23 protein-coding genes and 1 tRNA gene are annotated in these 25874 nt (G+C 73.6%); 14 read left to right on the plus strand and 10 right to left on the minus strand.

What is annotated here, in order from left to right; genetic code table 11:
* Positions 1–119 precede the first annotated feature (119 nt).
* Entirely contained in the window at positions 120–1871 is a 1752-nt protein-coding gene (locus tag B6R96_RS22970; protein ID WP_081523516.1) for a serine/threonine-protein kinase, read from the minus strand.
* A 118-nt stretch (positions 1872–1989) separates the two neighbouring features.
* Positions 1990–2424, minus strand: coding sequence for a GNAT family N-acetyltransferase (locus B6R96_RS22975; RefSeq protein WP_257789500.1), 435 nt, complete (start codon positions 2422–2424; stop codon positions 1990–1992).
* A 112-nt stretch (positions 2425–2536) separates the two neighbouring features.
* Here B6R96_RS22975 and B6R96_RS22980 point away from each other — a divergent pair, with 112 nt between their 5' ends.
* On the plus strand, positions 2537–3307 hold the full coding sequence (locus B6R96_RS22980; protein WP_081523517.1) for an alpha/beta fold hydrolase: 771 nt from the start codon (positions 2537–2539) through the stop codon (positions 3305–3307).
* A gap of 78 nt (positions 3308–3385) precedes the next feature.
* Here B6R96_RS22980 and B6R96_RS22985 read toward each other — a convergent pair whose 3' ends face one another.
* Positions 3386–3898, minus strand: a complete 513-nt coding sequence (locus B6R96_RS22985) for a hypothetical protein (protein WP_081523518.1) — start codon at positions 3896–3898, stop codon at positions 3386–3388.
* Between the two features lie 266 nt (positions 3899–4164).
* Here B6R96_RS22985 and B6R96_RS22990 point away from each other — a divergent pair, with 266 nt between their 5' ends.
* On the plus strand, positions 4165–4629 hold the full coding sequence (locus B6R96_RS22990; protein WP_053704054.1) for a phospholipase: 465 nt from the start codon (positions 4165–4167) through the stop codon (positions 4627–4629).
* 24 nt (positions 4630–4653) lie between these two features.
* Here the strand turns inward: B6R96_RS22990 and B6R96_RS22995 are convergent, their stop codons facing one another.
* The 4 genes from B6R96_RS22995 to B6R96_RS23010 form a co-directional block, all read right to left on the minus strand.
* Complete coding sequence (locus B6R96_RS22995; protein ID WP_081523519.1) at positions 4654–5868, minus strand: sulfite oxidase; 1215 nt, start codon at positions 5866–5868, stop codon at positions 4654–4656.
* A gap of 96 nt (positions 5869–5964) precedes the next feature.
* The gene (locus tag B6R96_RS23000; protein WP_081523520.1) at positions 5965–7248 is read right to left on the minus strand and encodes a phosphoribosyltransferase family protein; all 1284 of its coding nucleotides are present in this window, start codon (positions 7246–7248) and stop codon (positions 5965–5967) included.
* An 87-nt stretch (positions 7249–7335) separates the two neighbouring features.
* A complete protein-coding gene (locus B6R96_RS23005; protein ID WP_237291496.1) occupies positions 7336–8736 on the minus strand; it encodes a serine hydrolase domain-containing protein in 1401 nt (466 codons plus the stop codon).
* Between the two features lie 453 nt (positions 8737–9189).
* A tRNA-Arg gene (locus tag B6R96_RS23010) sits at positions 9190–9262 on the minus strand.
* A gap of 332 nt (positions 9263–9594) precedes the next feature.
* Here B6R96_RS23010 and B6R96_RS23015 point away from each other — a divergent pair.
* The 8 genes from B6R96_RS23015 (at position 9595) to B6R96_RS23050 (ending at position 19773) form a co-directional block, all read left to right on the plus strand.
* Entirely contained in the window at positions 9595–11211 is a 1617-nt protein-coding gene (locus B6R96_RS23015) for a dynamin family protein (protein WP_030384749.1), read from the plus strand.
* A gap of 4 nt (positions 11212–11215) precedes the next feature.
* Complete coding sequence (locus B6R96_RS23020; RefSeq protein ID WP_081523521.1) at positions 11216–13054, plus strand: GTPase; 1839 nt, start codon at positions 11216–11218, stop codon at positions 13052–13054.
* Positions 13055–13179: 125 nt separating this feature from the next.
* On the plus strand, positions 13180–13587 hold the full coding sequence (locus B6R96_RS23025) for a single-stranded DNA-binding protein (RefSeq protein ID WP_081523522.1): 408 nt from the start codon (positions 13180–13182) through the stop codon (positions 13585–13587).
* A 371-nt stretch (positions 13588–13958) separates the two neighbouring features.
* Positions 13959–15023 (plus strand): thioester domain-containing protein, encoded by a 1065-nt coding sequence (locus tag B6R96_RS23030; RefSeq protein ID WP_237291497.1) that lies wholly within the window; start codon positions 13959–13961, stop codon positions 15021–15023.
* A 178-nt stretch (positions 15024–15201) separates the two neighbouring features.
* Positions 15202–16674: a bifunctional phosphatase PAP2/diacylglycerol kinase family protein gene (locus tag B6R96_RS23035; RefSeq protein WP_053704074.1), complete on the plus strand. Its 1473-nt coding sequence runs from the start codon at positions 15202–15204 to the stop codon at positions 16672–16674.
* A 189-nt stretch (positions 16675–16863) separates the two neighbouring features.
* Positions 16864–18528 (plus strand): energy-dependent translational throttle protein EttA, encoded by a 1665-nt coding sequence (gene ettA, locus B6R96_RS23040; RefSeq protein ID WP_030384744.1) that lies wholly within the window; start codon positions 16864–16866, stop codon positions 18526–18528.
* 10 nt (positions 18529–18538) lie between these two features.
* Complete coding sequence (locus B6R96_RS23045; protein WP_079404957.1) at positions 18539–19048, plus strand: acyl-CoA thioesterase; 510 nt, start codon at positions 18539–18541, stop codon at positions 19046–19048.
* Positions 19045–19773: a hypothetical protein gene (locus B6R96_RS23050; protein WP_030384742.1), complete on the plus strand. Its 729-nt coding sequence runs from the start codon at positions 19045–19047 to the stop codon at positions 19771–19773. Before B6R96_RS23045 ends, B6R96_RS23050 begins: the two co-directional genes overlap by 4 nt.
* 43 nt (positions 19774–19816) lie before the next feature.
* Here B6R96_RS23050 and B6R96_RS23055 read toward each other — a convergent pair whose 3' ends face one another.
* Complete coding sequence (locus B6R96_RS23055; protein ID WP_030384741.1) at positions 19817–20221, minus strand: globin; 405 nt, start codon at positions 20219–20221, stop codon at positions 19817–19819.
* A 91-nt stretch (positions 20222–20312) separates the two neighbouring features.
* Between B6R96_RS23055 and B6R96_RS23060 the strand changes: the two genes are divergently transcribed.
* The 4 genes from B6R96_RS23060 (at position 20313) to B6R96_RS23075 (ending at position 24282) form a co-directional block, all read left to right on the plus strand.
* Positions 20313–21302: a methyltransferase domain-containing protein gene (locus B6R96_RS23060; protein WP_081523524.1), complete on the plus strand. Its 990-nt coding sequence runs from the start codon at positions 20313–20315 to the stop codon at positions 21300–21302.
* Between the two features lie 146 nt (positions 21303–21448).
* Positions 21449–22072, plus strand: coding sequence for an AAA family ATPase (locus B6R96_RS23065; protein WP_081523525.1), 624 nt, complete (start codon positions 21449–21451; stop codon positions 22070–22072).
* 2 nt (positions 22073–22074) lie between these two features.
* A complete protein-coding gene (locus B6R96_RS37320; RefSeq protein WP_159396357.1) occupies positions 22075–22728 on the plus strand; it encodes a guanylate kinase in 654 nt (217 codons plus the stop codon).
* A 57-nt stretch (positions 22729–22785) separates the two neighbouring features.
* Positions 22786–24282: a hypothetical protein gene (locus tag B6R96_RS23075; protein ID WP_081523527.1), complete on the plus strand. Its 1497-nt coding sequence runs from the start codon at positions 22786–22788 to the stop codon at positions 24280–24282.
* Between the two features lie 25 nt (positions 24283–24307).
* On the opposite strand, the gene B6R96_RS23080 is transcribed toward B6R96_RS23075, so the two are convergent.
* Positions 24308–25159 (minus strand): DUF1932 domain-containing protein, encoded by an 852-nt coding sequence (locus tag B6R96_RS23080; RefSeq protein WP_081523528.1) that lies wholly within the window; start codon positions 25157–25159, stop codon positions 24308–24310.
* 13 nt (positions 25160–25172) lie between these two features.
* Positions 25173–25823: an HAD family hydrolase gene (locus B6R96_RS23085; RefSeq protein WP_081523529.1), complete on the minus strand. Its 651-nt coding sequence runs from the start codon at positions 25821–25823 to the stop codon at positions 25173–25175.
* Positions 25824–25874: the final 51 nt, after the last annotated feature.

Here is a 25874-nt window from a genome sequence, read left to right on the forward strand (position 1 = left end):
GAGGGTGCGCCGAGTGGGCGCACGACACGCCGCCGTCCGGGCGGATCCGCGCCCGCTGTCGTCCGGGCGGATCCGCGCCCGCTGCCGTCCGGCCGTCGCCGCGCTGGTGCCCCGCTCCGTCAGCCCGCGCGCCAGACCGTCATGTCGGCCGACACGCTGGGCGGCAGCTCGGACGGATCCGAGGTCGACTTGATGGTGATCACGAACAGCGCGATGTCCCCCGACGGGTGCTTGATGCAGAACTCGCTCCCGGCCGCCGCCAGGGCCAGCGGCCGGCTCTTCTCGGTGGCGGTCTTGAGGGCGGTCAGGCAGGAGTCGAGGGAGCCGTTCGGCTTGCCCCGCAGCATGGTGATCACACTGGTGCTGCTCGCCAGCGAACAGTCGTAGTCTCCGCATTCCAGGCGGAGGTCCCCCACGCGGTCGGCGTGCTGGACCGGCTCCTGGATCCCGATCGAGTTGTCCTCCTCAAGGCGCAGCATGGGATAGGGAATCGCCCTCGGCGGGCCACTCGGGCTCGGGTTCGGATTCGCGCTCGGGCTTGCACCCGGGCTCGGTGTGGACGCGGCGGCTCCCGGGGCCGGGTTGCCGCTCGCCGCCCGGGCAGCCCCGGACGGGGTGCCCCCGGTCGTCGGGGAGTGCGCGGCGTCGCGCACGCGGTCCGCCGCCGCTTCGATGACCAACCAGCCCGAGCCCAGCATCAAGGTGACCGTCAGCACGGACGTGGCCGTGACCAGTGTGTTGCGCCACCGGCGCCTGCGCCGTTGCTCCGGGGTTTCCGGAGCCTTCTGCGGTGGCTGCCACACCTGGCGCATCGTGTCCGGGGAGAGGGGCGGCCGGGGCGGGGCGGCGGGTGCTCGGCCGGGCGTCCAGGGAAGACCCGGCGCGGGCGACGGGGCGGGGGACGGGGTCGGGGCCGGCTCTTCCGGTCCGGCTCCCGGGCCCGGCTCCGGCTCCGGCTCCGGCTCCGGAACCGGTGCCGGGACGGCCGGTTCGGGCCCGGTCACCTCCCGCCAGAGGGCCGGGCCACTGTCCGCGTCGACGTCCTCGCCCATCAGTTGCCGGCACGACGCCACGATCTCCGCGGGCGTGGCCCGCTCCCGCGGATCGGCGGCCAGGCACCGGGCGATCAGCGGGCGCAGCTCCTGCGGCAGCCGGGTCAGGTCGGGCTCGGAGTGCACGATCCGGTAGAGCACCAACGCGGAGGGGCCAGTGCCGTAGAGCGGCTCGCCCAGTGCGGCGAACGCGGCCGTCTGCCCCAGCGCGAACACGTCGGCTGCCGCCGTGACCTCACCCGCCGACGCCTGCTCGGGAGCCATGTACTGGGGCGTGCCGATGGTGGCGCCCGTCGTGGTGTGCGCGGTGGTGTCGGAGGCCAGCGAGATACCGAAGTCGATGACACGGGGCCCGTCGGCGGCCAGGAGTACGTTCGACGGCTTCATGTCCCGGTGCACGATGCCCGCGGCGTGGATGGCCTGCAAGGCCTCGGCCACCCCCGCCATCAGCCACAGCACGGCGGGCACGGGCAGCGGCCCGCGCCGCGTCACGGCCTGCGACAGCGACGGCCCGGGCACGTACAGGGTGGCCAGCCAGGGCGGCGTCCCGTCAGCGTCGGCATCGATCAGCTCGGCGGTGTACGCGCCCCGGACCCGCCGGGCGGCCTCCACCTCGCGGCGGAACCGCCTCCGGAACGACGGGTCCTCCGCCAGTTCCGGCCGCACCACCTTGATGGCCACCGGCCGGCCGCCCTGGGTGTGCGACAGATAGACGCGGCCCATGCCGCCCGCGCCGAGCCGGGCCGCGATGCGATAACCGGCCACGGCGGACGGGTCGTCCGCCCGCAATGGCTCGAACACCTCGGTCGCGCTGCTCATCGCCCTCCCCCGATCCCCTGATCCCCGGATCGACCTACGGGTTGATCCGCGCCCACCCTAAGCTCCGGGCAGGGCCTGGAGGTTGCCGGGGATGCCGTGCGGGAAGGGGCCGTGCGGCCTACGGGGCGAGGGGCCAGCCGCGCATCGAGAAGACGCCCTCGTCGCGCGCGCCGGCCGAGGTGTAGGTGGCCAGGGCGGCCTCGTTGTCGGTGTCGACCCCCACCCACATCCCGTAACAGCCGCGCGCTTTCGCCTCCTCGGCCAGGGCCAGGGTCAGATCGCGGCCGATGCCGCGGCGCCGGTACCCCTCGTCCACGGAGAGCTCGTACAGGCACATCTCGGTGCCCTTGTCGGGGTGGCTCATCTCGATGCCGGAGACCATCCCGGCGGGCACGCCGTCGACGTAGGCGATGAACATCACGTGCCCCGGAGCGGAGAGGAACCGCTCGGACCACTCCGTGCGGGCGGGCCCGTCGAAGAGGGATTCGGCGGCCGAGAGCTCGGCGGCGGTGTGGGCCCGGCGGATGTCCATGGCGGTCACGATAGTGCGCACATGACGAATGGTCAGGCGATATACGGCCCGGCGTGGCGGCGGCGAAAGCCCCGGCCGGCGCACCCCTTAGCCTGTTCCGGCCGTCAAGGGCCAAGACGCGAGGGGGAGCATCGTGAGGAACGCCGTGGTCACGCCGGAGGGCGACCGGATCCGCTGGGTCGAGCTGCCGGGGGAGGAGCCGGCCCGGGTCTATGTGCACGGGCTGGGGGCCACCTCGCCCGCCTACTTCACGGCGAGCGCCACGCATCCGCGGCTGGCGGGGCGGCGTTCGCTGCTGGTCGATCTGCTCGGCCACGGACACAGCGACCGCCCCGAGGGGTTCTCCTACACCCTCGAAGCACACGCCGACGCGCTGGCCGCCGCCCTCACGGAGGCCGGTGCGAAGGGCGCCGAGCTGATCGCCCACAGCATGGGCGGGGCCGTCGCCATCGTGCTCGCCCACCGGCACCCCCACCTGGTGTCCCGGCTGGTGCTCGTCGACGCGAACCTGGACCCGCAGCAGCCCGTGCCCGTCATGCCCGGGAGCAGTGGGATCGCCTCCTACACGGAGGAGGAGTTCCTGGGCGGGGGCTGGGCCGAGGTGCGGGACCGGGTCGGCGCGCACTGGTGGGCCACCATGCGGCTCACCGGCCGAACCGCCCTGTACCGCACCGCCGTCCACCTGGTCGCGGGGACCACTCCCACCATGCGCGAGCTGCTGCTGGAGTCGAACATCCCGCGCACCTACCTGCTGCCGGAGGCGGACGGCCCGCTGGCGGGCACCGAAGCCCTGGAGGCCTCGGGCGTGGCCGTGGTGTCCGTCCCCGACTGCGGGCACAACATCATGCTCGACAACCCGGAAGGCTTCGCCCGGGCCACCGCGGCGGCGCTGGCCCGCGACTGAGCACTACCGGGAGCCGGAACCAACCGCCCGGACGCCATCCCTGACGCCATCCCGGACGCCCGTCCGACCGCCGGGTGGTCAGCCGTGGGCGCGGAGCGCGGGGGCGCCGTCCCGGGGGCCGGTGCCCGGGGTGCCGTCCGTCCAGGCGTAGACCTGCTTGCCGCGCACCACGACCTGGTACTGGTGGGCGCCCCGGCACTCGGAGCGGCCCCCGTCCCGCAGGGTGCCGCCCGGCCACCACTTGGCGTGCAGCTCCGGGGCGCCGACGGGCTTCGGCGTGGTCGCGCCGCACTGGGGGCCGTCCAGCGGGGTCGCGCCGAGGGTGAACCGGATCATCCGGGCCTCGCCGGTCGTGTGTATTCGTATGCGGACGTCGGTGGCGTCCTTGGGTATCCAGGACGGCAGGGCGAACGGCGCCTTCTCACGCTTGGGGGCATCGGCCGCGCTCGCGAAGCGCTTGCCCGCCTCCTTGTACACCTTGTTGTCGATCGTGTCGGTCACGGGATTCGGCGGCAGGTTGGGCAGCGCGACGGCGGCGGTGGCGAGCACTCCCACGGTGGCTGCGGCGATGACGAGCGGGCGGCGGTTCATGCTTTCCAGTCTCGGCGGGCGGGCCCCGCAGCGCGTCCCTCCTCAGGACGAAACGAAAGTGCGCCGGAGGTCCCATACGGACTCATACCTGGGAGGGTGTCGGTTTCGGCCGGGGCGAGCCGCGGTGGCCGAAGTGCGGTGACGGCGCGCGGCGAACGAAATGCGGCGGCCGGCGCGCAGCGAACGAAGCGCAGTAACCGCAGGCTGCCCGGAGCAGTTGGCCGAGGTGTGACCCGTCCGCCCCCGCCCAGGCACCGAGGAACCCCATGCGCCGTCGCCGCCTCGTCCCCGCTCTCGCCACCGCCACCGCCACCGCGCTGCTCGCCCTTGCCCCGGCCGCCTGGGCCGCACCGCAGGTCCCGGCCGACAAGCCGCAGGTGCTGAGCCGCTGGACGCAGACCGGCGCCGCCAGCTACCACGCGTGGGCCGAGGCGCGCGAGCACCGGGCGGCCTGGGCCGCGTACGCCTTCGACTGGTCGACGGACCAGTGCACCTCGTCCCCCGACAACCCCTTCGGCTTCCCCTTCGCGGACGCCTGCGCGCGCCACGACTTCGGCTACCGCAACCACCGTGCGGCAGGGCTGTTTCCGGCCGCCAAGGAACGGCTGGACCTGGCGTTCCACGCGGACCTGAAGCGGGTCTGCGCACGCTACTCGGGCAGCCGCAGGATCTCGTGCGAGGGCACCGCACTGACCTACTACCAAGCGGTGCGGCTGCTCGGAATTTCCTAGGGGGTCGGCAGGACCCGCTCAGCCTCAGCAGCACAGGACCGGGACGTGCTGGACCATGTTGTTGCCGAAGCCGCCCCGGTTCCACGGCTGTTCGAGCGGCTGCGTACGGCCCTCGGTGTCGGTGGCGCGGACGGTCAGCGTGTGGCGGCCCGGTGCGGCCCGCCAGACACAGGACCAGGCCTGCCACGCCCACCGGTGCGCCTGCGGCGCGACCTCGGCCCGGGCCCAGGAGCGGCCCCCGTCGGCGCTCACCTCCACCCGGGCCACGGCCCCGTGGCCGGACCAGGCCCGCCCCTCCAGCGGTACCGGGCCCGGGTGCACGACGCGGGTGCGGGTCATGAAGTCGGGGAAGCCCGGCGGGACCATCAGGGCGCGCGGCGCGATCCGGGTGACCGGCTCGCCCGGGTCGTCGGGATCGTCGACGGAGCGCCGGTACCGGTAGGCCACGGTCTGCTGGAAACCGGTGAACGGCGCGTCGACGAGGGTGATCTCGCGCAGCCATTTCACGTGTGCCATGCCGTACCAGCCGGGGACGACCAGCCGCAGCGGGAACCCGTGCTGCGGGGGCAGGGGCGCGCCGTTCATGGCGTACGCGATCAGCACTTCCGGATCCTGCCCGGTGGCGTCCGCCACCGGCAGACTGCGCCGGTAGTCCTGCTCGACGCCGCGTTCGATCCCGTGATCGGCGCCGGTGAACACGGCCTCGACGGCGTCCGGCCGCACTCCGGCCCCGGCGAGTACGACACGCAGCGGGACACCCGTCCAGTCGGCGGTGCCCACCGCCTCGACCAGCCACGGCTGGCTGACCGGCCGGGGGGTGAGCCGGGCCCGGCCGTTGCCCGCGCACTCCATCGTGACGCGGTGGGTGACCGCCGGGAGGGCGCGCAGGGCGGCCAGGTCCAGCGCCAGCGGCGTACGGACCCGGCCGCCGACGGAGAGGGACCAGCGGGCGGCGTCGGCGGCGGGTATGTCGTAGTGGACCAGGACGTAGTGGAGGCCGGGCGGTGTGACCTCGTAGCGCAGGGCTTCCAGGGGAAGTCCGTGGTTGCGGGCCGCGAGCGCCAGCTCCTCGGGGCTGATGTCCTCATCGGGCGCCGCGATGCGGCCCGGGGCGCTGACCTCCCGCACCTGCTCCCGTACCTGCTCGCGCACCTGCTCCGGTACCGGCTCCCGCAGCGGCTCCCGTTCCTGCTCCCGGGACGGGACCTGCACAGGCGCCTGATCCCTCGCCTGCTCCATCTCCTCATGGTCGCGCGCCGCACCGCTGCCGCGCCACCGCTACGCCCCCACTGGTCACTGGTCACTGGTCACGGGGCGCGCGTCACCGGTCACCGGTCATGGGTCACGCGTCAGGTGGCCGGTGAACCAGTCGCGGGCCAGGCGGGCCACCTCCTCCAGCGCGCCCGGCTCGTCGAAGAGGTGCGTGGCCCCCGGAACGACCTCGAGCCGGTTCTCGCAGCGCAGCTCGCGCTGGGCTTGTCGGTTGAGGTCGAGGACCGTCGTGTCCCGGCCGCCCACGATCAGCAGCGTGGGGGCCCGTACGGCGGCGAGCCGCGGGCCGGCGAGGTCGGGGCGGCCGCCGCGGGACACCACGGCGCCGACGTCCGGGTCCGCGGCCGCGGCCCACAGCGCCGCGGCGGCTCCGGTGCTCGCCCCGAACCAGCCGACCGGCACGGACACCCGGCCGCGCACCCAGGCGGTGGCGTCCGCGAGCCGCCCGGCCAGCGTCTCGATGTCGAAGACATGGCCCCGGCCGGCCCCCTCGGCGGGCGTGAGCAGGTCGAGGAGCAGCGTCCCGAGGCCCGCCCGGTTGAGGTCCGCCGCCACCGACCGGTTGCGCGGGCTGTGGCGGCTGCTGCCGGAGCCGTGGGCGAACACCACGACCGCCCCGGCGCCCTCCGGCAGGGCGAGGTCCCCGGGCAGGGTGAGGCCGCCGGCGTCCACCTCGACCGCCGCGGCCCGGACGGACGTGCGGGCGCCGGGATCGGCCGCCGCCCGCGCCAGCAGGAAGACGACCTCCTCGTCGGAGGTCTGGGAGAAGTCCTGGTACCACTCGCCGACGGCGCGGAAGGCATGCGGTGTGGAGAGGCACACGACCTCGTCGGCGGCGGATCCCAGCCGGGTGACCGCGTCCGGCGGCGCCACCGGAACGGCCAGCACCACGTGCGCCGCGCCCTGCGCCCGGACGACCTCGCACGCGGCCGCGGCCGTGGCGCCGGTCGCGATCCCGTCGTCCACGACGATCACGGTCCGGCCGTCGAGGGGCACCCGGGGCCGGTCCCCGCGGAACCGGCGGGCCTGCCGGGCGAGCTCCGCCTCCTCGGCGCGTTCGACCTCCGCGAGGTCCTCCGGGCGGAGCCGGCTGCTGCGGACGATGTCCTCGCTGATGACGCGTACGCCGCCCTCGCCGATGGCGCCGAAGCCCAGCTCACGGTGGTGGGGGACTCCGAGCTTGCGTACGACGATCACATCGAGCGGGGCGCCGAGCGCGCGGGCCACCCGGTAGGCGACCGGGACGCCGCCGCGGGGCAGGCCCAGTACGACGGGATCGTCCCCCGCCAGGTGCCTGAGCGCCTCGGCGAGCCGCTCGCCGGCATCCGCGCGATGGGTGAACAGCACGCTGGCTCACCCCCAAACCAGGGGAGACGGAAACCACGTACCCACCTCCTTCGACGCAACCGCATCCCCGGCCTTCCCGCAAGTCGGTCAGGACGTGACGGCGGCCCGCCCGAAGAGCCGGCCGGCGAGGTCGACGCCCACGACCGCGCCCCGCGCGTCGCGGTGGAACAGGCCGCGCTGCGCCTTCAGCCCGCCCTCGGTGATGACGTACTCGTCGCCGGTCGCGGACAGGAAGCCGATGGCGGCCGGCGGGTGGTCGGCGGGCATGTCCACGTCCGAGGCCCCGCGGATCTCCGGCTTGATCCCCACCGCCAGCGTGAGGCGGGCGCCGTCGTCGGCGATGTCGAGGTTCATGGCGTCGTTCGCGTACCGGCCCTCGACCTCGCGCGCCCGCGCCCCGTCGTACGCGACCGGCTCCGGGTCCTGCTCCACGGCCCCGAGGCAGCGCTCCAGGGCCCAGCGCACGACGGCCTGGTTGAAGAGGTGGCCGTGCGGGCCGGCATTGGCCAGCGAGACCACCGCGAACCTCTGCTCCGGCGCGATCAGCAGTTCGGCGAACTGGCCGTTGCCCGAGCCGCCCTGCCCGATGGTGCGGACACCGTCCACCTCGCGCAGGAACCAGCCGATGCCGAGCCCGTCGCCGAGCGTGCTGGCGGGCAGCTCGACCGTCCGCTCCGTCATGCGCCGCAGGGCCTCGGCCGGCAGTACGCCCTCGCCCGTGCCGAGCTGGAATCGGGACCACCGCAGCAGGTCGCTCACGCAGGAGGCGATACCGCCGCCGGGGTGGTTGCCGCGCGCACCCGCCCGCCAGGAGGCCCACGGGCGGGCGGGCCGCAGTTCCTCGCGCCGGTCGTCGGGGGTGTGACCGACGGCGAACCGCCGGACCATGACCTCGTCGAGGTCGAAGAAGGTGTTCGTCAGCCCGGCCGGTTCCAGCAGCAGCCGGTCCATGGCCTTCTCGAAGGGGAGGCCGGTGACGGTCTCGATGATCCGGCCGGCCAGGTTGTATCCGGCCTGGCTGTAGGAGGCGCGGGAACCGGGCGGGGCGATCAGCGGCAGCTCGGGCAGGTGGGCCACGAAGCCGGCCAGGGTGTCGGCCTCGTCGCCGCTGAAGACGAAATTCCAGTCGAGGCCCGCGGTGTGGTTGAGCAGGTTCAGGACGGTGATCCGCTCCGCCGCCGCCCCGTCGGCGAGCCGCAGCTCGGGAACGTAGCGGCGGACCGGCGCGGCCAGCTCCACCCGGCCCTCCGCGACGAGACGCATCAGCGCGGTGGCGGTGAAGACCTTGGTCACCGACGCGAGGTGGAAGAGGGTGTTCTCGTCGACCGGCTGCGGGTGTTCGAGGTTGGTCACCCCGTACGCGGCGCTGACCTCCTGACCGTCCCACAGCACCCCGACGGCCACCCCGGGGATACCGAACTCCTCGGCGGTCGCCTCGACGAAGGCGGCCAGCTCGTCCCGCCGCATGCCGTTGCCGTTGTCGCTCATGTCAGGTCTCTCCTCGGGGTGCGCGTATCCGGTCCTGGTCCTGGTGGACGGGAGAACCATGCGACCGCCCCCTGACGAGCCACTGACGGCCTGCTGACACCGATCGCCGGCCACTGTCGAAGCCGTACGACCCGGCCGAAGAACCGGTCGAACCCGCCCTGGATCAGTACGAGATGGACGCCGCGGTGCCGCAATCCACCCCACCGCCGGCTCCGCGCACGCCGACCCGCACCCCAAGTGGTCCCGAACGAATCGGCGTTACGGGCGACGGCTGGCAGGGACCCCGGACCCGGCCGCACAGGACCGGACCGACGCCGGACGCCCGCGGCCTGTCCCCGGATGCCGTCCGCGCGCGGACCAGCCCTTACCGCGCCACTACGAGGCGCTCCCTAAGCTGCTCCGACCTGCACGAAAGCCCTCCGCGAGGGAGGGCTTCGAGTGGGACGGGAAGAGTGCCCCCGGCAGGACTCGAACCTGCGGCCAAGTGCTTAGAAGGCACCTGCTCTATCCGCTGAGCTACGGGGGCCGAAAAGTGGCCTTGGTGGGCCTGGAGCCCCTGGTGGGGGTGGGGCTGAGGTCCGTGCCGGGTCAAGGATAGGGCTCCGGTTGCCTTGTCCCGGTTGCTTCACTCGCGGGCCACGATGTGGAGGTTCGGTGAAGCGGTCCCGATAATCGCAGGCAGGTGCGATTCTCGCATCGCTTTTGCGCCGCGACGCCCCTGGTGTTGTGCACTCGTTATGCCTGCGCCCCACTCGTCCGTCGTGCCCAGAATGTCCCACTGGAGTCGCCGTCGGCGCGCAGAGGACGTATAAGCTTCAAAAATGGTCCCAAATTGGGCATTCTTCGCATGTGGTGACCTTGGATGTTCGGCCTCAGCTGCTCGATGCCCTGTCCGCCCTGCGCGACCGGGTCGCGTCCGTGCGTCTGCCGCTGCCCCTGCCCGGCGCTCCGCGCGCCCGCCAGACCAGAGCCGAGCTGCTCGCGCAGCTCGACGACTACCTCGTACCCCGGCTGAAGGCGCCCGAGGCGCCGATGCTCGCCGTCGTCGGCGGGTCCACCGGGGCCGGTAAGTCAACCCTCGTCAACTCCCTCGTCGGCCGACAGGTCAGCGAAGCCGGGGTACTGCGCCCGACCACCCGCACCCCGGTGCTCGTCTGCCATCCGGATGACCACCACTGGTTCGCCGGAATGCGTGTACTGCCCGACCTGATGCGGGTCTGGGTGCCGCACGAGGAAGAAGAGGTGCCCCCCGCCGCCAAGCCCCGGGTCCGCGATCGCGGCCCGGCCAACACCCACGCGACCCGCGAGATGCGGATCGAGACCGTTTCCAGCCTGCCGCGCGGCCTGGCCATCCTCGACGCGCCCGACATCGACTCCCTCGTGGTCGAGAACCGGACCCTGGCCGCCGAACTCATCTGCGCCGCCGACGTCTGGGTGATGGTCACCACCGCCTCGCGGTACGCCGATGCCGTCCCTTGGCACCTGCTGCGCACCGCGAAGCAGTACCGGGCCACCCTCGTCACCGTCCTCGACCGGGTCCCGCACCAGGTGCTCACCGAGGTCTCGCGGCAGTACGGGGCCCTGCTGACCAAGGCCGGGCTGGGCGACGTACCGCGGTTCACCGTTCCCGAACTGCCCGAGTCCGCCGGCGGGGGCGGGCTGCTGCCGGCCAGTGCCGTAGCCCCGCTGTTCGCCTGGCTCGCCCACCACGCGCAGGATCCGGCCGCCCGGCAGTACGCCGTCGGGCGCACCGCACTCGGCGCGCTGGACTCGCTGAAGCGCCGGATGCCGGAGCTCGCCTCCGCCGTCGCCGCCCAGCACGCCGCCGCCGTACGGCTGACCTCGGCCGTCGAGGACGCGTACAAGCGGGAGGGCAAGCGGGTCCGCAACCGGCTCGACCACGGCGCCGTACTGGCCGGGGACGCACTGACCCGGTGGCGCGGCTACCCGCTCGACACGAGCGCCGACGAACTGCTGGATTCGCTCGCCGAATCCCTCGCCGCGCTCCTCCAGTGCGCCGTCGCCGCCGCCGACGAGCGGATCGCCGAAGCCTGGCGGCGCGAACCGGCCGCCGGCGCGGTCGCGCTGCCCGCGCCCGACCGGGAGGCCGGCGAACGCATCGGCATGGCCGTCCGCCGGTGGCGGCGCGTCCTGGAGGAACTCGCCGAGGAGGAGGTGGCCAAGCTCGACAAGCAGCCCGCACCCGACGCCGACGGGGTCGCCGCCCTCCTCGTCGCCGCCCTCCTCGGCGGCAAACGGGCCCGGCCCGCGGGGGAGAAGCTCGCCGAACGGATCGGCGCGCAGGCCGCCCTGCGACTGCGCGACCGGGGCGGCGAGCTGGTCGGCGACCACCTCGACCAAGTGCTGCGCGCCGAACGCGACCGCCGGCTCGCCCCGCTGGAGGCGCTCGAAGTGACCCCGGAACCACAGGCCGAGCTGATTGCCGCGCTGTCCGTACTGCAGAAGGAGAGGTGACGCGGTGACCGCCCTGACCGACCGCACCGACGACCGCTGGGACGACGGACTCATCGCGCGCTCGCGCCCCCGGGCCGTCGACGGGAGCGAGGAGGAGGACGAGGCCGACGAGAACGACGACGCCCTCGTCCGGGCCGTCTCCGGCGCCGGCAGCGACGGCGGCAAGTCGACCGCGCCCCCGCTCAGCCCCGAGGGACAGGCCCTGCGGCTGCGCCTCGACGCACTGCGCCAACTGGTCGGTCTGTCCCGGACCAGGCTCGACGGAAAGACCCTCGCCGAGGCGGGGCGGGTCCTGGACGAGGCGGCGTCGCGTCGCGGGCTGTCGCCCCAGCACACGGTCGTCGCCATCGCCGGAGCCACCGGAAGTGGCAAGTCCACTCTGTTCAATTCACTCGCCGGTGTGCAGATCTCCGAAATGGGCCTGCGCCGCCCGACCACCGCCGCCCCCATCGCGTGCAGCTGGTCGGACGGAGCAGCCGGACTGCTGGACCGGCTGGAGATCCCGGGCCGGCTGCGGCGCCGCCCCCGCGAGACCTCGGAGGCGGAGGCGCTGCGCGGCATGGTCCTCGTCGACCTGCCAGACCTGGACTCGGCGGTCGGCGCGCACCGCGACCACGTGGACCGCGTACTGGCGCTGGTCGACGCCGTGGTGTGGGTGGTGGACCCGGAGAAGTACGCGGACGCCGTCCTGCACGAGCGGTACCTGCGACCGCTCGCCGGGCACGCGGAGGTCACCTTCGTCGTCCTGAACCAGGTCGACCGGCTGCCCGGGGAGGCCGCCGACCTCGTACTGGACGACCTGCGCCGGCTCCTCGACGACGACGGGATCGCGCTCGGCGAGCACGGCGAGCCCGGCGCCACCGTCCTCGGACTGTCCGCGCTCACCGGGGAGGGCGTCTGGGAACTGCGCGAACTGCTCGGACAGTTCACCCAGGAGAAGGGCGCGGCCACCCGGCGGATCTCCGCCGACGTCGACCGCGCGGCCGCACGCCTGCGCCCGTTGTACGTGGCCGACGGACACGCCGGGCCGGAGATCGGGGAGGCGGCGCGCGCCGAGTTCGAGGACCGGCTCGCCGAGGCGGTCGGGGCGTACGCGGCCGGGCTCGCCGCCGAGCGCGCGTGGCGGCGCAACGCCGGGAAGGCGTGCGGGACGCCGTGGCTGCGGCTGTGGCGCTGGTACGAAAGCCGCCGCGCGCCGCGCACCCTGGCGGGGCTGGCCGCCCTGGCGGCGATCGGCGGCCGCAGCCCGGCGGTCGCGGAGGCCCCGGTCGAGGAGGAGGTGACGGCGCGCCAGCGGGTGGAGCAGGCCGTACGGGCGGTCGCCGACGAGGCCGTCTCCGGGCTGCCCGAGCCGTGGGCGCAGGCGGTCCGGGAAACCGCGGTGCGCGGCGCCGACCGGCTCCCGGAGGCACTGGACGAGATCGCGGTGACCCTCGGCGCGGCGGTCGCGGTGCCGAGCGCCAGACCGCCGCGCCCCAGGTGGTGGCCGGCGGCCGTACTGGCGCAGGCGGCCATGACCCTGCTGCAGATCTACGGCGGGCTGTGGCTGGTCGGCCAGATCGTCGGGGTCCTGGAGCCGAAGCTGCTGCCGCCCGTGCTGCTGATGGTGGCGGGCATCATCGGCGGGCCGCTCGTGGAGTGGTCCTGCTCGATCGCTGCCCGGGGCCCGGCGCGGCGCTACGGCCAGGACGCGGAGCGCAGACTGCGGCAGGCGGCGGCCGGATGCGGGCGGGCCCGGGTGCTGGAACCGGTGGCGGCGGAGCTGCTGCGCTACCGGGAGGTGCGGGAGCAGTACGCCACGGTGGCCGCAGGGGGGAGCAAGTTGTCCACAACCCGCCAGTAGTCCACAGGCCGGAGCGGGGGGACGGCGGCCTGCCCCAGCATGGTTCGTAGCTCGTACGGATGGTCCGTGCGAAGGCTCGTACGGATGACCGTACGGGCGGGGAACCACGGGGGAGGGCGGCCGGGATGAACGACACCCAGGTGACGCTGGTGGGCTATGTCGCCACGCAGATCGACTACAAGGAGACGGCGCACGGCCCGGCGGCGCGATTCCGCTTCGCGGTCACGCCGAGGTACTTCGACCGCCGCAAGGACGCCTGGATCGACGGGAGCACCAGCTTCTACACGGTGTGGGCGCGGCGGACGCTCGCGGTGAACCTCGCCGGATCCGTATCGGTCGGCGAACCGCTGGTGGTGCACGGGCGGCTGCGCGTGCGGGAGGACCCGCCCGACGGGGAGGGCAACCGGTGGTTCTCGGCGGACATCGACGCCACGGCCATCGGACACGACCTGAACCGCGGTACGGCCGCCTTCCGGCGCGTGGTCCGGACGGAGACACCACTGATGGCCACTCAGAACGCGGCGGTGGTCTGAGTGTTCGAGGCCGATAGGATTCCCCGGTACTCACGGGCACCAGGGTCTTTGGCCCGAAGGGGAAGACTGTGTCGATTGCCGTTCCCGCATCCTCCGCTCCTGATTCCGCTCCTGCGCCTGCGCCGACGGCTACGCAGATTCCTGCGCCGATTCCTGCGCCTGCGCCGACTCCTGCGCCTGCGGCCGCTCCTGCCCCTGCTTCCGCCTGTCCTCCCCCTCCTTCTCCCGAATCTCCCGCGGCGGTACGGGGCTCCGCGCGCCGGCCGCTCGCGGCGGCCCTGCTGGCCGCGGCCCTCACCGCCGCACCCGGAGCGCGGGCGGCCGCCGACTCCGGCCAGGGCGCGCCCAGACCGCCCGAGGGTGCGAGCGCCGTGCTGGACGGGCTGAAGACGTACGGGCAGGCAGTCCTGCGCTCCGGGGACGGATCGGTCCGGCAGATCCCGGCCGGGCTCTACGAGATGCGGGTCGATGGCGGCGGAATGCTCCAGACGTACGGGGTCGGCGTGACGGGCAACGCCCAGCCGCAGTCCCGGTACACCGAGAGCGGCTGGGGCCGCAGCCCGCTCGCCGGGAACCGGGAGGCGGGCCGGATCCGCTGGGTCCTCGAACACTCCTACCCGCAGCTGAACGATCTGGCCGACCTCGCCAAGGCGGCCGGGGCCGGATCCCTCACCGCCGAGAGCGCGGCCGCCGGCACGCAGGTGGCGATCTGGCGGCTGGCGGACGGGGTGAACGTGGAGGCCACGGACCCGGCGGCCGAGAAGCTGGCCGACTATCTGCAGCGGGCGGCGGGGCAGCTCCCGGAGCCCCCGGCCTCGCTCGGGCTGGACCCGGGGGACGTGTCCGGGGCGGTGGGCACCCGGCTCGGCCCGGTGACCGTGCGCACCGGTGCGCGGAGCGTGTCGGTGATCCCGGACGCGGCGGCCGTCGCGATGGGGGTGCGGGTGGTGGACGCCGAGGGGCAGCCGCTGACCACCGCGGTCAACGGGAGCCGGCTGTACTTCGAGGTGCCCGCGGGCACCCCGGACGGGACGGCCTCGGTCACCGTCCAGGGCGCGACCAAGGTGCCGGTCGGACGGGTCTTCACCGGCGAGCTGCCGATGCAGGCGCAGATCGTGGCTGGCTCCAGCGAGTCCGCGGCCGCCGCCACCGCCACGGCGCTCTGGCCGCAGCCCCCGGCGACCGCGGTCGGCACCACCCCGGGCGCGGCCGAAGGCACGGCCGGGGAAGCCGGCTCCGGCTCGACGGTCGAAGCCATGGGCGCGCAGTCCGGGGCCCTCCCGACGACCTCCCCCGACGAGGAGCGGCTGGCGACCAGCGGCAGCTCGGCGGCCACCCCCGTCATCGCCTCCCTGGCGGTGGGCCTGGTGGTCCTGGGCGGGCTGGTGGTGCTGCTGCTCCGCAAGCGCCCGCAGGACGAGGAGGACCAGGCGTAGAGACGCCGTGCCGCGCCGGCCGGTCGGACCGGGCCCGCGCGGCCCGGGCGGCTGGGCCGCTCCGGCTGGGCCGCGGTGGCCCGCGCCCCGGCGCGCCGCGGCCGTGGGCCCGTGCTCCGGCTGGGCCGAGTGGCCGTCGGCCCCGGTTCGGATCCGCGGCCCGGGGTAGGGGCACAGGATGGCTGATCAACTGACCTGGTCCGGCACCCTCGCGCGATGGGACCGCCGGCTGTTCGACGCGGTGGCCCAGCGGCACTGGCCCGGGGCCGACCGGGTGCTGCCGCGGCTCGGGCGGGCCGCGAACCACGGGGTGCTGTGGGGCGGGGCCGCCGCCGCGATCGCAGTCTTCGGCTCCAACGGTGCCCGCAAAGCCGCCGTGCGCGGGGTCGCCTCGCTGGCACTGGCCTCCGCGACCATCAACACCGTCGGCAAATGGTCCGTACGCCGTCCGCGGCCGCTGCTGGAGGGCGTGCCCCTGACCCGGCAGCTGGCCACGCAGCCGCAGACCACCTCCTTCCCGTCCGGGCACTCGGCATCGGCCTTCGCCTTCGCCACCGGCGTGGCGCTGGCGTCCCCCGGCTTGGGGGCCGTGCTGGCCCCGGTCGCCGCGTCCGTGGCGTTCTCCCGCGTCTACACCGGGGTCCACTACCCCTCCGACGTACTCGCGGGCGCATCCCTGGGGGTGGTCGCGGGCCTCGTCGTACGCCGCCTCGCGCGGGACGCGCAGGAGGCCCGGGTCGTGCCCGGCGACGAGCGGCCGGCCGCCGGGGCCCCGGCCCTGCCCGACGGGGCCGGCCTCACCGTGGTGGTCAACAGCGCGTCGGGGACGGCCTCGGCCGCGGGCCTCGACGCGGTGCGCGCCCGCCTCCCCGAGGCCGAGGTGATCGAGTGCGAGGCCTCGGAGCTGACCGCCACCCTCGCGAAGGCGGCCTCGCGGGCCGCCGTGCTCGGGATCTGCGGCGGCGACGGCACGATCAACGCGGCCGCCACCGCCGCACTGCGCGCCGGGGTGCCACTGGCCGTGTTCCCCGGGGGCACCCTCAACCACTTCGCGATGGACCTCGGCCTCGCCGGAGCGCAGGCGACCTGCGAGGCCGTGGCCCAGGGCCAGGCCGTTCGCGTCGGCGTCGGCCGTTTCTCCCCGGGGCCCGGCGGAGAGCCCGGCTACTTCCTGAACAACTTCAGCATCGGCGCGTATCCGGAACTGCTCGGTCACCGGCTGCGCTGGGCCCCGCGCATCGGCGGCGGCCCGGCCGCACTGCTGGCGGCCTGGCGGGTGCTGCGCGCCCAGCGGCCCGTGCGGCTGCGGCTGGCCGGGCGGCCCCGGAGCGTGTGGCTGCTCTTCGCCGGAAACGGCACCTACCACGGCACCGGCCCCACCCCCCGCCGCCGCGACAACCTCGGCGAGGGCCTGCTGGACCTGCGGCTCGTCTACGGCGGCGGCCGTCCCGGCCCGCGGCTCCTGGCCGCCGCCTTCACGGGGCCGCTGAGCCGCTCCCCGGTCCACGTGGCCACCCGCCTGCGCAGCCTGCGCATCGGAGACATCCCCGCCGGCACCCCGCTCGCCTATGACGGCGAGTACGCGGAGGCCCCGACCGCCCTCGTCCTCGACGAGCTCCCCGACGCCCTGACCGTCTACCGCCCCCGCTGACCGACGACCGCCCCCCCGACGACCGTCCCTCGCTGACCGAAGACCGCTGACCGGCGACCGCCCCGCTCACCGCCCCCTGCGGTACGCCTCCCAGGTCACGGGGTCCTGACCTACCCATTCGCCCGCGGGTATGGACGTACGGCAAGATGGGGTGTATCTGCCCACCATCGATCTGCCGGACGGTTTCTCTTGGCTGAGTTCATCTACACCATGCGCAAGACGCGCAAGGCGCACGGCGACAAGGTGATTCTTGATGACGTCTCCTTGAACTTCCTGCCCGGCGCGAAGATCGGTGTGGTCGGCCCCAACGGCGCCGGTAAGTCCACCGTTCTGAAGATCATGGCGGGCCTGGAGCAGCCGTCCAACGGTGACGCCTTCCTGTCGCCCGGCTACACCGTCGGCATCCTCATGCAGGAGCCCAAGCTCGACGAGTCGAAGACGGTCCTGGAGAACGTCCAGGACGGCGCCGCCGACGTCATGAAGAAGCTCAAGCGCTTCAACGAGGTCGCCGAGCTGATGGGCGTCGAGTACACCGACGCGCTCATGGACGAGATGGGCAAGCTCCAGGAGGACCTGGACCACGCCAACGCGTGGGACCTGGACGCTCAGCTGGAGCAGGCCATGGACGCCCTGGGCTGCCCGCCCGGCGACTGGCCGGTCACCACCCTCTCCGGTGGCGAGAAGCGCCGCGTGGCGCTCTGCAAGCTGCTCATCGAGGCCCCGGACCTGCTCCTCCTCGACGAGCCCACCAACCACCTCGACGCCGAGTCCGTGAACTGGCTGGAGCAGCACCTCTCCCAGTACAAGGGCGCCGTCGTGGCCGTCACCCACGACCGCTACTTCCTGAACAACGTCGCCGAGTGGATCCTCGAGCTCGACCGCGGCCGCGCGCACCCCTACGAGGGCAACTACTCCACCTACCTGGAGAAGAAGGCCACCCGCCTCAAGGTCGAGGGCCGCAAGGACGAGAAGCGCCAGAAGCGCCTCAAGGAAGAGCTGGAGTGGGTCCGCTCCAACGCCAAGGGCCGCCAGACCAAGTCCAAGGCCCGCCTCGCCCGCTACGAGGAGATGGCCGCCGAGGCGGACAAGATGCGGAAGCTGGACTTCGAGGAGATCCAGATCCCGCCGGGCCCGCGTCTGGGCTCGATCGTGGTCGAGGTCAACAACCTCTCCAAGGCGTTCGGCGACAAGGTCCTCATCGATGACCTGTCCTTCACGCTGCCGCGCAACGGAATCGTCGGCATCATCGGCCCGAACGGCGCCGGCAAGACCACGCTCTTCAAGATGATCCAGGGCCTGGAGGCGCCGGACTCCGGCTCCGTCAAGGTCGGCGAGACCGTCAAGATCAGCTACGTCGACCAGTCCCGCGCCAACATCGACCCCAAGAAGACCCTCTGGGCGGTCGTGTCGGACGAGCTGGACTACATCAACGTGGGCCAGGTCGAGATGCCGTCCCGCGCCTACGTCAGCGCCTTCGGCTTCAAGGGCCCGGACCAGCAGAAGCCGGCCGGCGTCCTGTCCGGTGGTGAGCGCAACCGCCTCAACCTGGCGCTGACCCTCAAGGAGGGCGGCAACCTGCTCCTCCTCGACGAGCCCACCAACGACCTCGACGTCGAGACCCTGTCCTCGCTCGAGAACGCGCTGCTGGAGTTCCCCGGTGCGGCCGTGGTCATCTCCCACGACCGCTGGTTCCTGGACCGGGTCGCCACGCACATCCTGGCGTACGAGGGCGACTCCAAGTGGTACTGGTTCGAGGGCAACTTCGAGTCGTACGAGAAGAACAAGATCGAGCGGCTGGGCCCGGACGCGGCCCGTCCGCACCGTGCCACCTACAAGAAGCTCACCCGAGGCTGAGGTCGCCGTCATGGCCAGACACCACTACCGGTGCCCCCTGCGCTGGGCGGACATGGATGCCTTCGGGCACGTCAACAACGTCGTCTTCCTCCGCTACCTGGAGGAGGCGCGGATCGACTTCATGTTCCGCCTCGCGCCGGGGGAGGGCAGTGAGTCCTTCACGGGCGGGTCCGTCGTGGCCCGTCACGAGATCGACTACAAGCTGCCCCTCGTGCACCGCCACGAGCCGGTCCTCATCGAGTCCTGGGTGACCCGGATAGGCGCCGCGTCCCTGACCATCCGCTACGAGGTCAAGGACGAGGCGACCGAGGACGCGCCCGAGACGGTCTACGTGCGCGCCGAGACCGTGGTCGTGCCCTACAACCTCGCCGCCGGGCGGCCCCGCCGCATCACGGCCGAGGAGAGGCGCTTCCTCCAGGAGTACCTCGACGAGCCCGAGGCCGCGTCCGAGGCCGTGTCCGCGTCAGCGGCCGCGTCGTCTTCCGGATCCGGCTCCGCGACCGGATCCCTCGCGGCATGAACGACCGGTTGCGCTTCGCCGATTCCGGGGAGGCGGCGGACCTCGCCGCCTTCCTGGGCCGGCTGGTGCACTACGACCGCGCCGCCGCCGTCCGCCTCCAGGCGGGTGGCGGCGCGCTCGCCGTCTTCGGGCGGCCGCCGTCCTTCGACATCCTCGCCATCCGGACGGTGCGGCTCGCCGCGCCCGTCGCGACGCCGCTGGACCTGACGGTGTCCGCCGGGGAGCTGCTGGAGTCCGTCGACGAGTCCGCGGCCGAGGCCGCCGTGCCCGGGCCGGTCACCGGACCGCCCTGGGCCGGGGTGCTCCCGCCCCGCGGCGGCTGGCGGCAGGTCCCGGGGCTGCCCGGCCCCGAGGCGATGGGGGCGGCCGTGGCTGCCGCCGTCGCCGAGTTCCGGGCCCGTGACGAGGCCCTGCCCGTGCAGCACCGGACCCGCTCGGAGCGCGACCGCATCGGCCGCGAGATCTGGTCCCGCACGCTGGGCGACACCGAACTCCCGCTGCGCGCCGTGCACGCCGCGCAGTCCCTGGGCTTCCTGCGGCCGGTACGGGCCTCTGTGCCCGCTCCCGCTCCCGCACCGGGCGGCCCCGGCGCCCCCGTCCCCGCCCCGGTGGCGCTGCTCGCCGCCGGGACCTGGCTCAGGCTGCGCACCCCGTACGGCTCCGTCGCCATGCGCCGCCCCGGCGTCACGGGCGGCCTGGGCGCCCTCCAGGTCCGGCCGGTCTGACCACTCCGACCACTCCCGACCGGTCCGACCGGCCGGAGGGTCCCTATCCCGCCGTATTGATCATCGACGCGGCGGCGTACGTCAGGTACTTCCACAGCTGCGCCTCGTGCTCCGGCGCCAGGCCCAGCTCGTCCACCGCGACCCGCATATGGCTCAGCCACGCGTCGTGGGCGGCCGCGTCCACCTGGAACGGTGCGTGCCGCATCCGCAGGCGCGGGTGCCCGCGGTGCTGGCTGTAGGTGGTCGGACCGCCCCAGTACTGCATCAGGAACAGCGCGAACCGCTCCTCGGCGGGACCCAGGTCCTCCTCCGGGTACATCGGGCGCAGCAGCGGGTCCTGCGCGACCCCCTGGTAGAAACGCCGGACGAGGCGACGGAAGGTCTCCTCGCCGCCCACCTGCTCGTAGAACGTCTGCTCCTGAAGTGCGCCCCGCGGAATCTCATTCACCCGACCATCGTCTCAGACGCCCGGAACCAGGACCCCGGTCCTAGGACCCCTCGCACTCGCACGCTGCGCCCGGGCGCAGGACAGTGGAGGCATGGCCGCACACACCGCACGCATCGAGGCACGGGACCTGCGGGACACCGCGCACGCCGCCCAGGTGCGGGAGCTGACCGCCGCCGGGGTGCTGGAGGACCCACGCTGGCGGGCGGCGTTCGCCGCCGTCCCCCGGCACGTGTTCGTCCCGTACTTCTGGACCGGCCGCGGCGCCGGTCACGAGCGGCTGTGGGCCGAGGACCCCGACCCCGAACACCGCGCCCGCTGGCTGCGCGGGGTCTACGTCGACACCCCGCTGGCGACCCGGCTGCGCGACGGCCGGCTGGTCTCCTCCAGCAGCCAGCCCTCCCTGATGGCGAAGATGCTGGCCGCGCTGGACGTGCGCGACGGCGACGACGTACTGGAGATCGGCGCGGGCACCGGCTACAACGCGGCCCTGCTGTGCCACCGCCTCGGCGACGAGCACGTCACCACCGTCGACCTGGACGAGGAGATCACCGAGTCCGCGCGGTCGCACCTGGCCGAGCTCGGCTACCACCCCGCGGTGATCACCGGCGACGGCGCGCGCGGCTGCCCCGCCCGGGCGCCGTTCGACCGGATCATGGTGACCTGCACCCTGCCGCTGATCCCGCACGCCTGGCCGGCCCAGTGCCGGCCGGGGGCCCGGATCCTGGCCCCGCTGTCGACCGGCCTGATCGCACTGACCGTCCGGGACGCCGATTTCGCCGAGGGCAACTTCCTGCACACCCCGGCGTACTTCGTCCCGCTGCGCGGCGCCACGGCCGCACCCCCGCCCGACCCGGCCACCGCGGAGTACGGCCTCCCGTACGAGCTGGTGGAGAACGAGCGCTTCCAGTTCATGCTGGTCCTGACCGCGGGCGTCCTGCACCCCCGCGAGGCCCTGGACCTCTGGCGCCGCGAGGACCGCCCGTCCCGCGAACGCTTCGGCGTCTCGGTCAGCGCGGAGGGCCAGTGGTCCTGGCTGGACGACCCCCAGGGCCCCTACGTATGGCCCCTGGGGGAGCCCTGACTCAGCCGCGGGACGGGTCCGCTGCCCGGCGTCGGCCGTGCCTGTCCACTGCCTGTCCACGGATATCGAACTCCGGCGCGATGTTGATCAGTTGGCGCTAGAGTGCCGAGGATGGAAGGCTCGCGTCACGCCCCGGGGGAGCATCGTTGAGTATCGGTTCGGAGGAACACGAGCACGGGCTCGCGCTCGTCCTCGTCGCCGGATATGCCGGATCCGGCAAATCCGAGGCGGGGAAGATGATGTCGCAGGCGACGGGCTGGCCGCTGCTGGACAAGGACACACTGACGAGGCCGCTCACGGAGTCGCTGCTGTCCCATCTCAACGGCGACCCCGATGACCGGCACAGCAGCGTCTACGCCGAGAACGTGCGTCCGTTGGAGTACGAGTCCCTGATGAAGGCGTGCTGGGAGAACCTCGAGTGCGGGGTGCCGGTGGTCGCCGTAGCACCCTTCCTCGCCGAGGTCGTCGACGATCAGTGGGCCGCCCGGACACGTCGCCACTGCTCGCGCCTGGACGCCGGCCTGGAGGTGGTGTGGGTGGACAGCGACGCGTCGTCGATGCGCGAGCGGCTCACCTCGCGCAACGCGGCACGGGACACGTGGAAGCTCGCGAACTGGCGCCAGTACCTCGGGTCGATCTCCCTGGAGCGGCGCCCCGTCGGGGAGTTCCACCTCGTCGACAACCGGATCACCGCGATGACACCCCTCGCCGAGCAGGTGGAATCGGTGGCCATGATCCTGTCCCGTCGATACGGCGAGGGGCAGGCGTGAACGTGAACGCGAAAGTGAACGCCCAGCGTGACGGGAGCCCCCGAGGGGTCGTCCTCTTCGGACCTCCGACGGCAGGCAAGGACACGGTCAGCGCCGCGCTGACCGGCCTGGACACGCGATACGGGCAGCTGACCAAGATCAAGGTGGGATCCGGGCGCACCACCGGCTATCGCATGGCCGACGCCGATGAGCTGGCGGCCCTGCGCGCCGCCGGTCGGCTGGTGCTGGAGACCCGGAGGTACGGCAACACGTACGCGATCGACCGAGACGACCTGGACGCCATGACCGGGGCGGGCCGCATCCCGATCGTGCACATCGGCAGCGTCGAGCACCTGCGCAGCTTCACCGCCGCCGTCCGGGAACCATGGCTGTGCGTGCTCCTGTGGGTGCCCCGCGACGTGTGCGAGCAGCGGTCCCGAGGCCGGGGCGACCGGGACACCGCCGACCGGCTCGCCGCCTGGGACGAGGCGCTGGCCGATCTGGGCACGGTGCAGGACGGTGAGGAGCCGTTCGATCTCCTGCTGCGCACCGACCACACGGACCCGGACCGGACCGCCGAGATCATCGCCCGGGCCCACGCGCACCACCAGGGGGAGCGGAACCGGGCCGCGACCCTGACCGCCTTCCTCGGTCAGGCCGCGACCGCCGAACGGTGAGACGGCGGGCATGACGTCGCGCGGCGGTCCGTGCATCACGGTGGGGAGGGGACACACATGGCGACGATCAGCACGCTCGACGCGCTGGCACGTGCGGCGGACCCGGACGCGTCGACAGGCCGCGAACGGGACCTGACGATCAGACAGAAGGACATCGACGACCCCCTGGTACTCGATTCGCTCACCGCAGGCAGGCTGGCCCTGCACCGGGTGAACGTGGCCGGGGCCATCACCCTGCGATCGTGCGTCATCGAGGAGCTGGTCGTCGACCACTGCACCGCCGACGCCCTGCTCGTGAGCAACTCCAGGATCGGCCGGCTCGTCGTGCGCAACACCCCGCGCAACACCGAGGTCGACGTGAGCGAGACGGCGCTGGAAGCCCTCGACGTCCACTCCTGCGGGCCGACGCGCTTCGAGGGCGTGCGCGTGTCCGACTCGGTGCAGATCTCGGCGATGCGGGGGCCGGTCCAGCTCAAACGACTGCGGGCGGCCACGCTGGCTCTGCGCAGCCAGGCCGCCGTGGGGCGGCAGCGCCGGCCCCAGGTGTCCCTGGAGAACCTGCACGTCACCGAAACCATCACCCTCGACGACCTGTGGCTGGCGTCCCTCACCCTCGACGAGGTCGACGTCGCTGCGCTGCTCCTGCGGCGGGTCCGCGTGGACACGCCCTTCCGCGGGACGGGGGTGCGTTGCCGGGACGGTCTGCGCATCAACGGCATGGTGGTGCCCGGCGAGGCCAGTGCGCTGCTCGACAGCGAGGTCCGGGGCCCGGTGGTGGTCCGGGGTCTGCGCCATGCGGAGGCCGTGCCCGCACAGCGCCGGCATACGGCGCCGGACACCGCGCCGGCCCCCGGCGCCGCCGCGGAGCTGGTCTTCCGGTCGTCCATCATCTCCAGCCTCGCCGCCAGCGCCGACGAGGTGGCTCCGGTGGTGGTGGAGCTTGCGGACAGCTCGGTCCGGGCGCTCGCGGTGCCCGTCGGTCCGGCCCGGTACCGGCTGGCCGGCACGAGCAGTGTCCAGGAGGTGGACCTCGGCGACGCGGTCTTCCGGAACGACGAGCACGTCACGGGTTTCCTCGACCGGGTGTTCACCCGGGTGAGCCCCGGGGCACTGGAGGCCGTGCGTTCGACACTGACCGGGCGCCGGCGCATGTCGGAGGGGGACCAGCTGTACTACTTCACCCGGCAGCGGGAGGCGGCCGAGAGGCCCCTGCTCCGGCGTCTCGCGGGCCGGGCGCTGCTCGGCGGCGTCCTCGGGTGGGGTGTGAGAGCGCGGAACCCGGCGCGGACCCTGGGCGCGGCGATGCTGTCCACGGCCGTTGCCCTGCACCTCTCCGGTGCCGCTCGGGACCCGCAGGACGGTGGTGTCCTCGACCTGGTGGCTGCGGGGAGGGCGCTCGTCCTGGCCTGCGCCCTGTGGCTGAACGTCGGTGTGGGTGCCCCGTCCGAGCTGAAGACGCACGCCTGGACGGCGCTCGCCGTGGGCTGCACCGGCGGCGGGCTGCTCTTCACGACCCTGACCGTGGGCATCGTCATCCGGAAGCTGGTGCGCTGACGGGGCCAACCCCGGGGGAAGTCCGTCAGCCACGGTCCGGATCGCCGCGCAGCAGCTCCAGGGCCTCCTCCACGGTGAGGGTTGCGTCGCGCGCCGTGTCCCAGCGGTCGAGCGTCGAGACGGCCGCCAGCATCAGGTCGTCGGGGAGGCCCGCGTCGCTGAGCAGCGTGGCCGCGTCGGCCAGCTCGGGGCCCCAACGCCACGCCCGGGCGGCCGTTTTGGGGATGTAGTCCGTCTCGCTCAGGTAGCTGCCCGTCCGCTTGGCCGCGATGGCCAGGAGATCGTCGCCGACGCCGTGCGCCTGGGCGGCGCCGTAGGCCAACGCGGCCAGGACGCGTGATGCCTTCTGGTAGCTGGAGTAGGAGAGTTTGAGGGCCGACGCCGCTCCCAACTCGGTGCCCAGGTCGTGCGTACGGACGTCGGTCCCGGCGAAGAGCCGCTCGACCCGGCCCGTGCGGCCGGGCTCCCCGGACAGGTAGAGCGTCGGCCTCTTGCCGCCGACGGGCGGCGAACCGACCACAGCGGCGTCGATCGTCTCCGCGTCGGGCAGGAGGGCGGCGATGCGCCTCACGCGGCCCGGGGAGATCGCGTTCGCCTCCACGTACGTGCGCCCGGCGAAGCCGTGAGCGGCGACCTGTGCGGCGAGCTCCTCGGCCGCGGCCGGAGGGCAGAGCGACAGGACCACGTCGGCGCGGTCCAAGAGGTCCGAGAAGGCCGCGGGCTCCAGGCCGGCCTGCTCGGCACGCCTTCGTGTGACGTCGCTCCGGCCGTCGGGGCACCACAGGGCGGTGACCCCCCGCGCGCGCAGTTGGGCGCCGAAGGCGGCCCCCATGCTGCCCGGGTGCAGCAGTCCGACCGTGGTGGCTGGTTCCGTCATCGGTGCGTCCCCTTCAGGCGGTGTGTTCCAGGAGCAGGTGGATGGCCGAGAGTGCGTTGGGAGCGCTCCGGTCGGGGGCGGGCAACTGCCCCGGCCAGCGGTCGGGGGTACCGATCCACAGGGTGGCCAGCCCGGCGGAGCGCCCGCCCCCGATGTCCTTGACGGGGTCGTCACCCACCATCCAGCCACCGTCGTGCGGGGTCGCGCCGCAGAGCTCCGCAGCGGTGGCGAACAGCCGGGGGTCGGGTTTGCGAAGCCCCAGTTCCGCCGAGACGCATACGGCGTGGACCCGGTGCGCGATGCCGGTGGCCTCCAGCTTGGCCCGCTGGATGTCGGCGGAGCCGTTCGTCGCGATGCCGATCAGCCAGCCGTGCTTCTTCAGGTCGTCCAGCCCGTCCAGCACGTCGCCCGGGCATACGGAGAGGGTCGCCATGTCCGTCAGGTACTCCTGCCACAGCTCCTGGGCCGGGGTGGAAAGGCCGTGGAGCTCACGGATCACCGAGAAGTCCGCAGGGCGGGCCCGCTCGTCCAGCCGGACGAGAAGCGCGTTCCGCTCGTTCGCCGTGAGGCCGTGGCGGGAGGCGAAGCGCGTCAGTGTCGCGTCAAGGGCGTGACGGCGGTCGATGAGCGTGTCGTCGAGGTCGAAGAGGGCGAGGCGCTGCACCCGCGCAGACTAGTACGCGTATCCGGGCCCTCCGCCGGGCGGGGAACCGCC

Source organism: Streptomyces sp. Sge12 (assembly GCF_002080455.1).
Lineage (GTDB): Bacteria > Actinomycetota > Actinomycetes > Streptomycetales > Streptomycetaceae > Streptomyces.

Excerpts from the sequence above, each read along its gene's own strand:
- B6R96_RS22970 (WP_081523516.1), bottom strand. The coding sequence starts at position 1,871 with ATGAGCAGCGCGACCGAGGTGTTCGAGCCATTGCGGGCGGACGACCCG.
- B6R96_RS22985 (WP_081523518.1), bottom strand. The coding sequence starts at position 3,898 with ATGAACCGCCGCCCGCTCGTCATCGCCGCAGCCACCGTGGGAGTGCTC.
- B6R96_RS22990 (WP_053704054.1), top strand. The coding sequence starts at position 4,165 with ATGCGCCGTCGCCGCCTCGTCCCCGCTCTCGCCACCGCCACCGCCACC.
- B6R96_RS22995 (WP_081523519.1), bottom strand. The coding sequence starts at position 5,868 with ATGGAGCAGGCGAGGGATCAGGCGCCTGTGCAGGTCCCGTCCCGGGAG.
- B6R96_RS23005 (WP_237291496.1), bottom strand. The coding sequence starts at position 8,736 with ATGAGCGACAACGGCAACGGCATGCGGCGGGACGAGCTGGCCGCCTTC.
- B6R96_RS23025 (WP_081523522.1), top strand. The coding sequence starts at position 13,180 with ATGAACGACACCCAGGTGACGCTGGTGGGCTATGTCGCCACGCAGATC.
- B6R96_RS23035 (WP_053704074.1), top strand. The coding sequence starts at position 15,202 with ATGGCTGATCAACTGACCTGGTCCGGCACCCTCGCGCGATGGGACCGC.
- B6R96_RS23045 (WP_079404957.1), top strand. The coding sequence starts at position 18,539 with ATGGCCAGACACCACTACCGGTGCCCCCTGCGCTGGGCGGACATGGAT.
- B6R96_RS23050 (WP_030384742.1), top strand. The coding sequence starts at position 19,045 with ATGAACGACCGGTTGCGCTTCGCCGATTCCGGGGAGGCGGCGGACCTC.
- B6R96_RS23060 (WP_081523524.1), top strand. The coding sequence starts at position 20,313 with ATGGCCGCACACACCGCACGCATCGAGGCACGGGACCTGCGGGACACC.
- B6R96_RS23075 (WP_081523527.1), top strand. The coding sequence starts at position 22,786 with ATGGCGACGATCAGCACGCTCGACGCGCTGGCACGTGCGGCGGACCCG.
- B6R96_RS23080 (WP_081523528.1), bottom strand. The coding sequence starts at position 25,159 with ATGACGGAACCAGCCACCACGGTCGGACTGCTGCACCCGGGCAGCATG.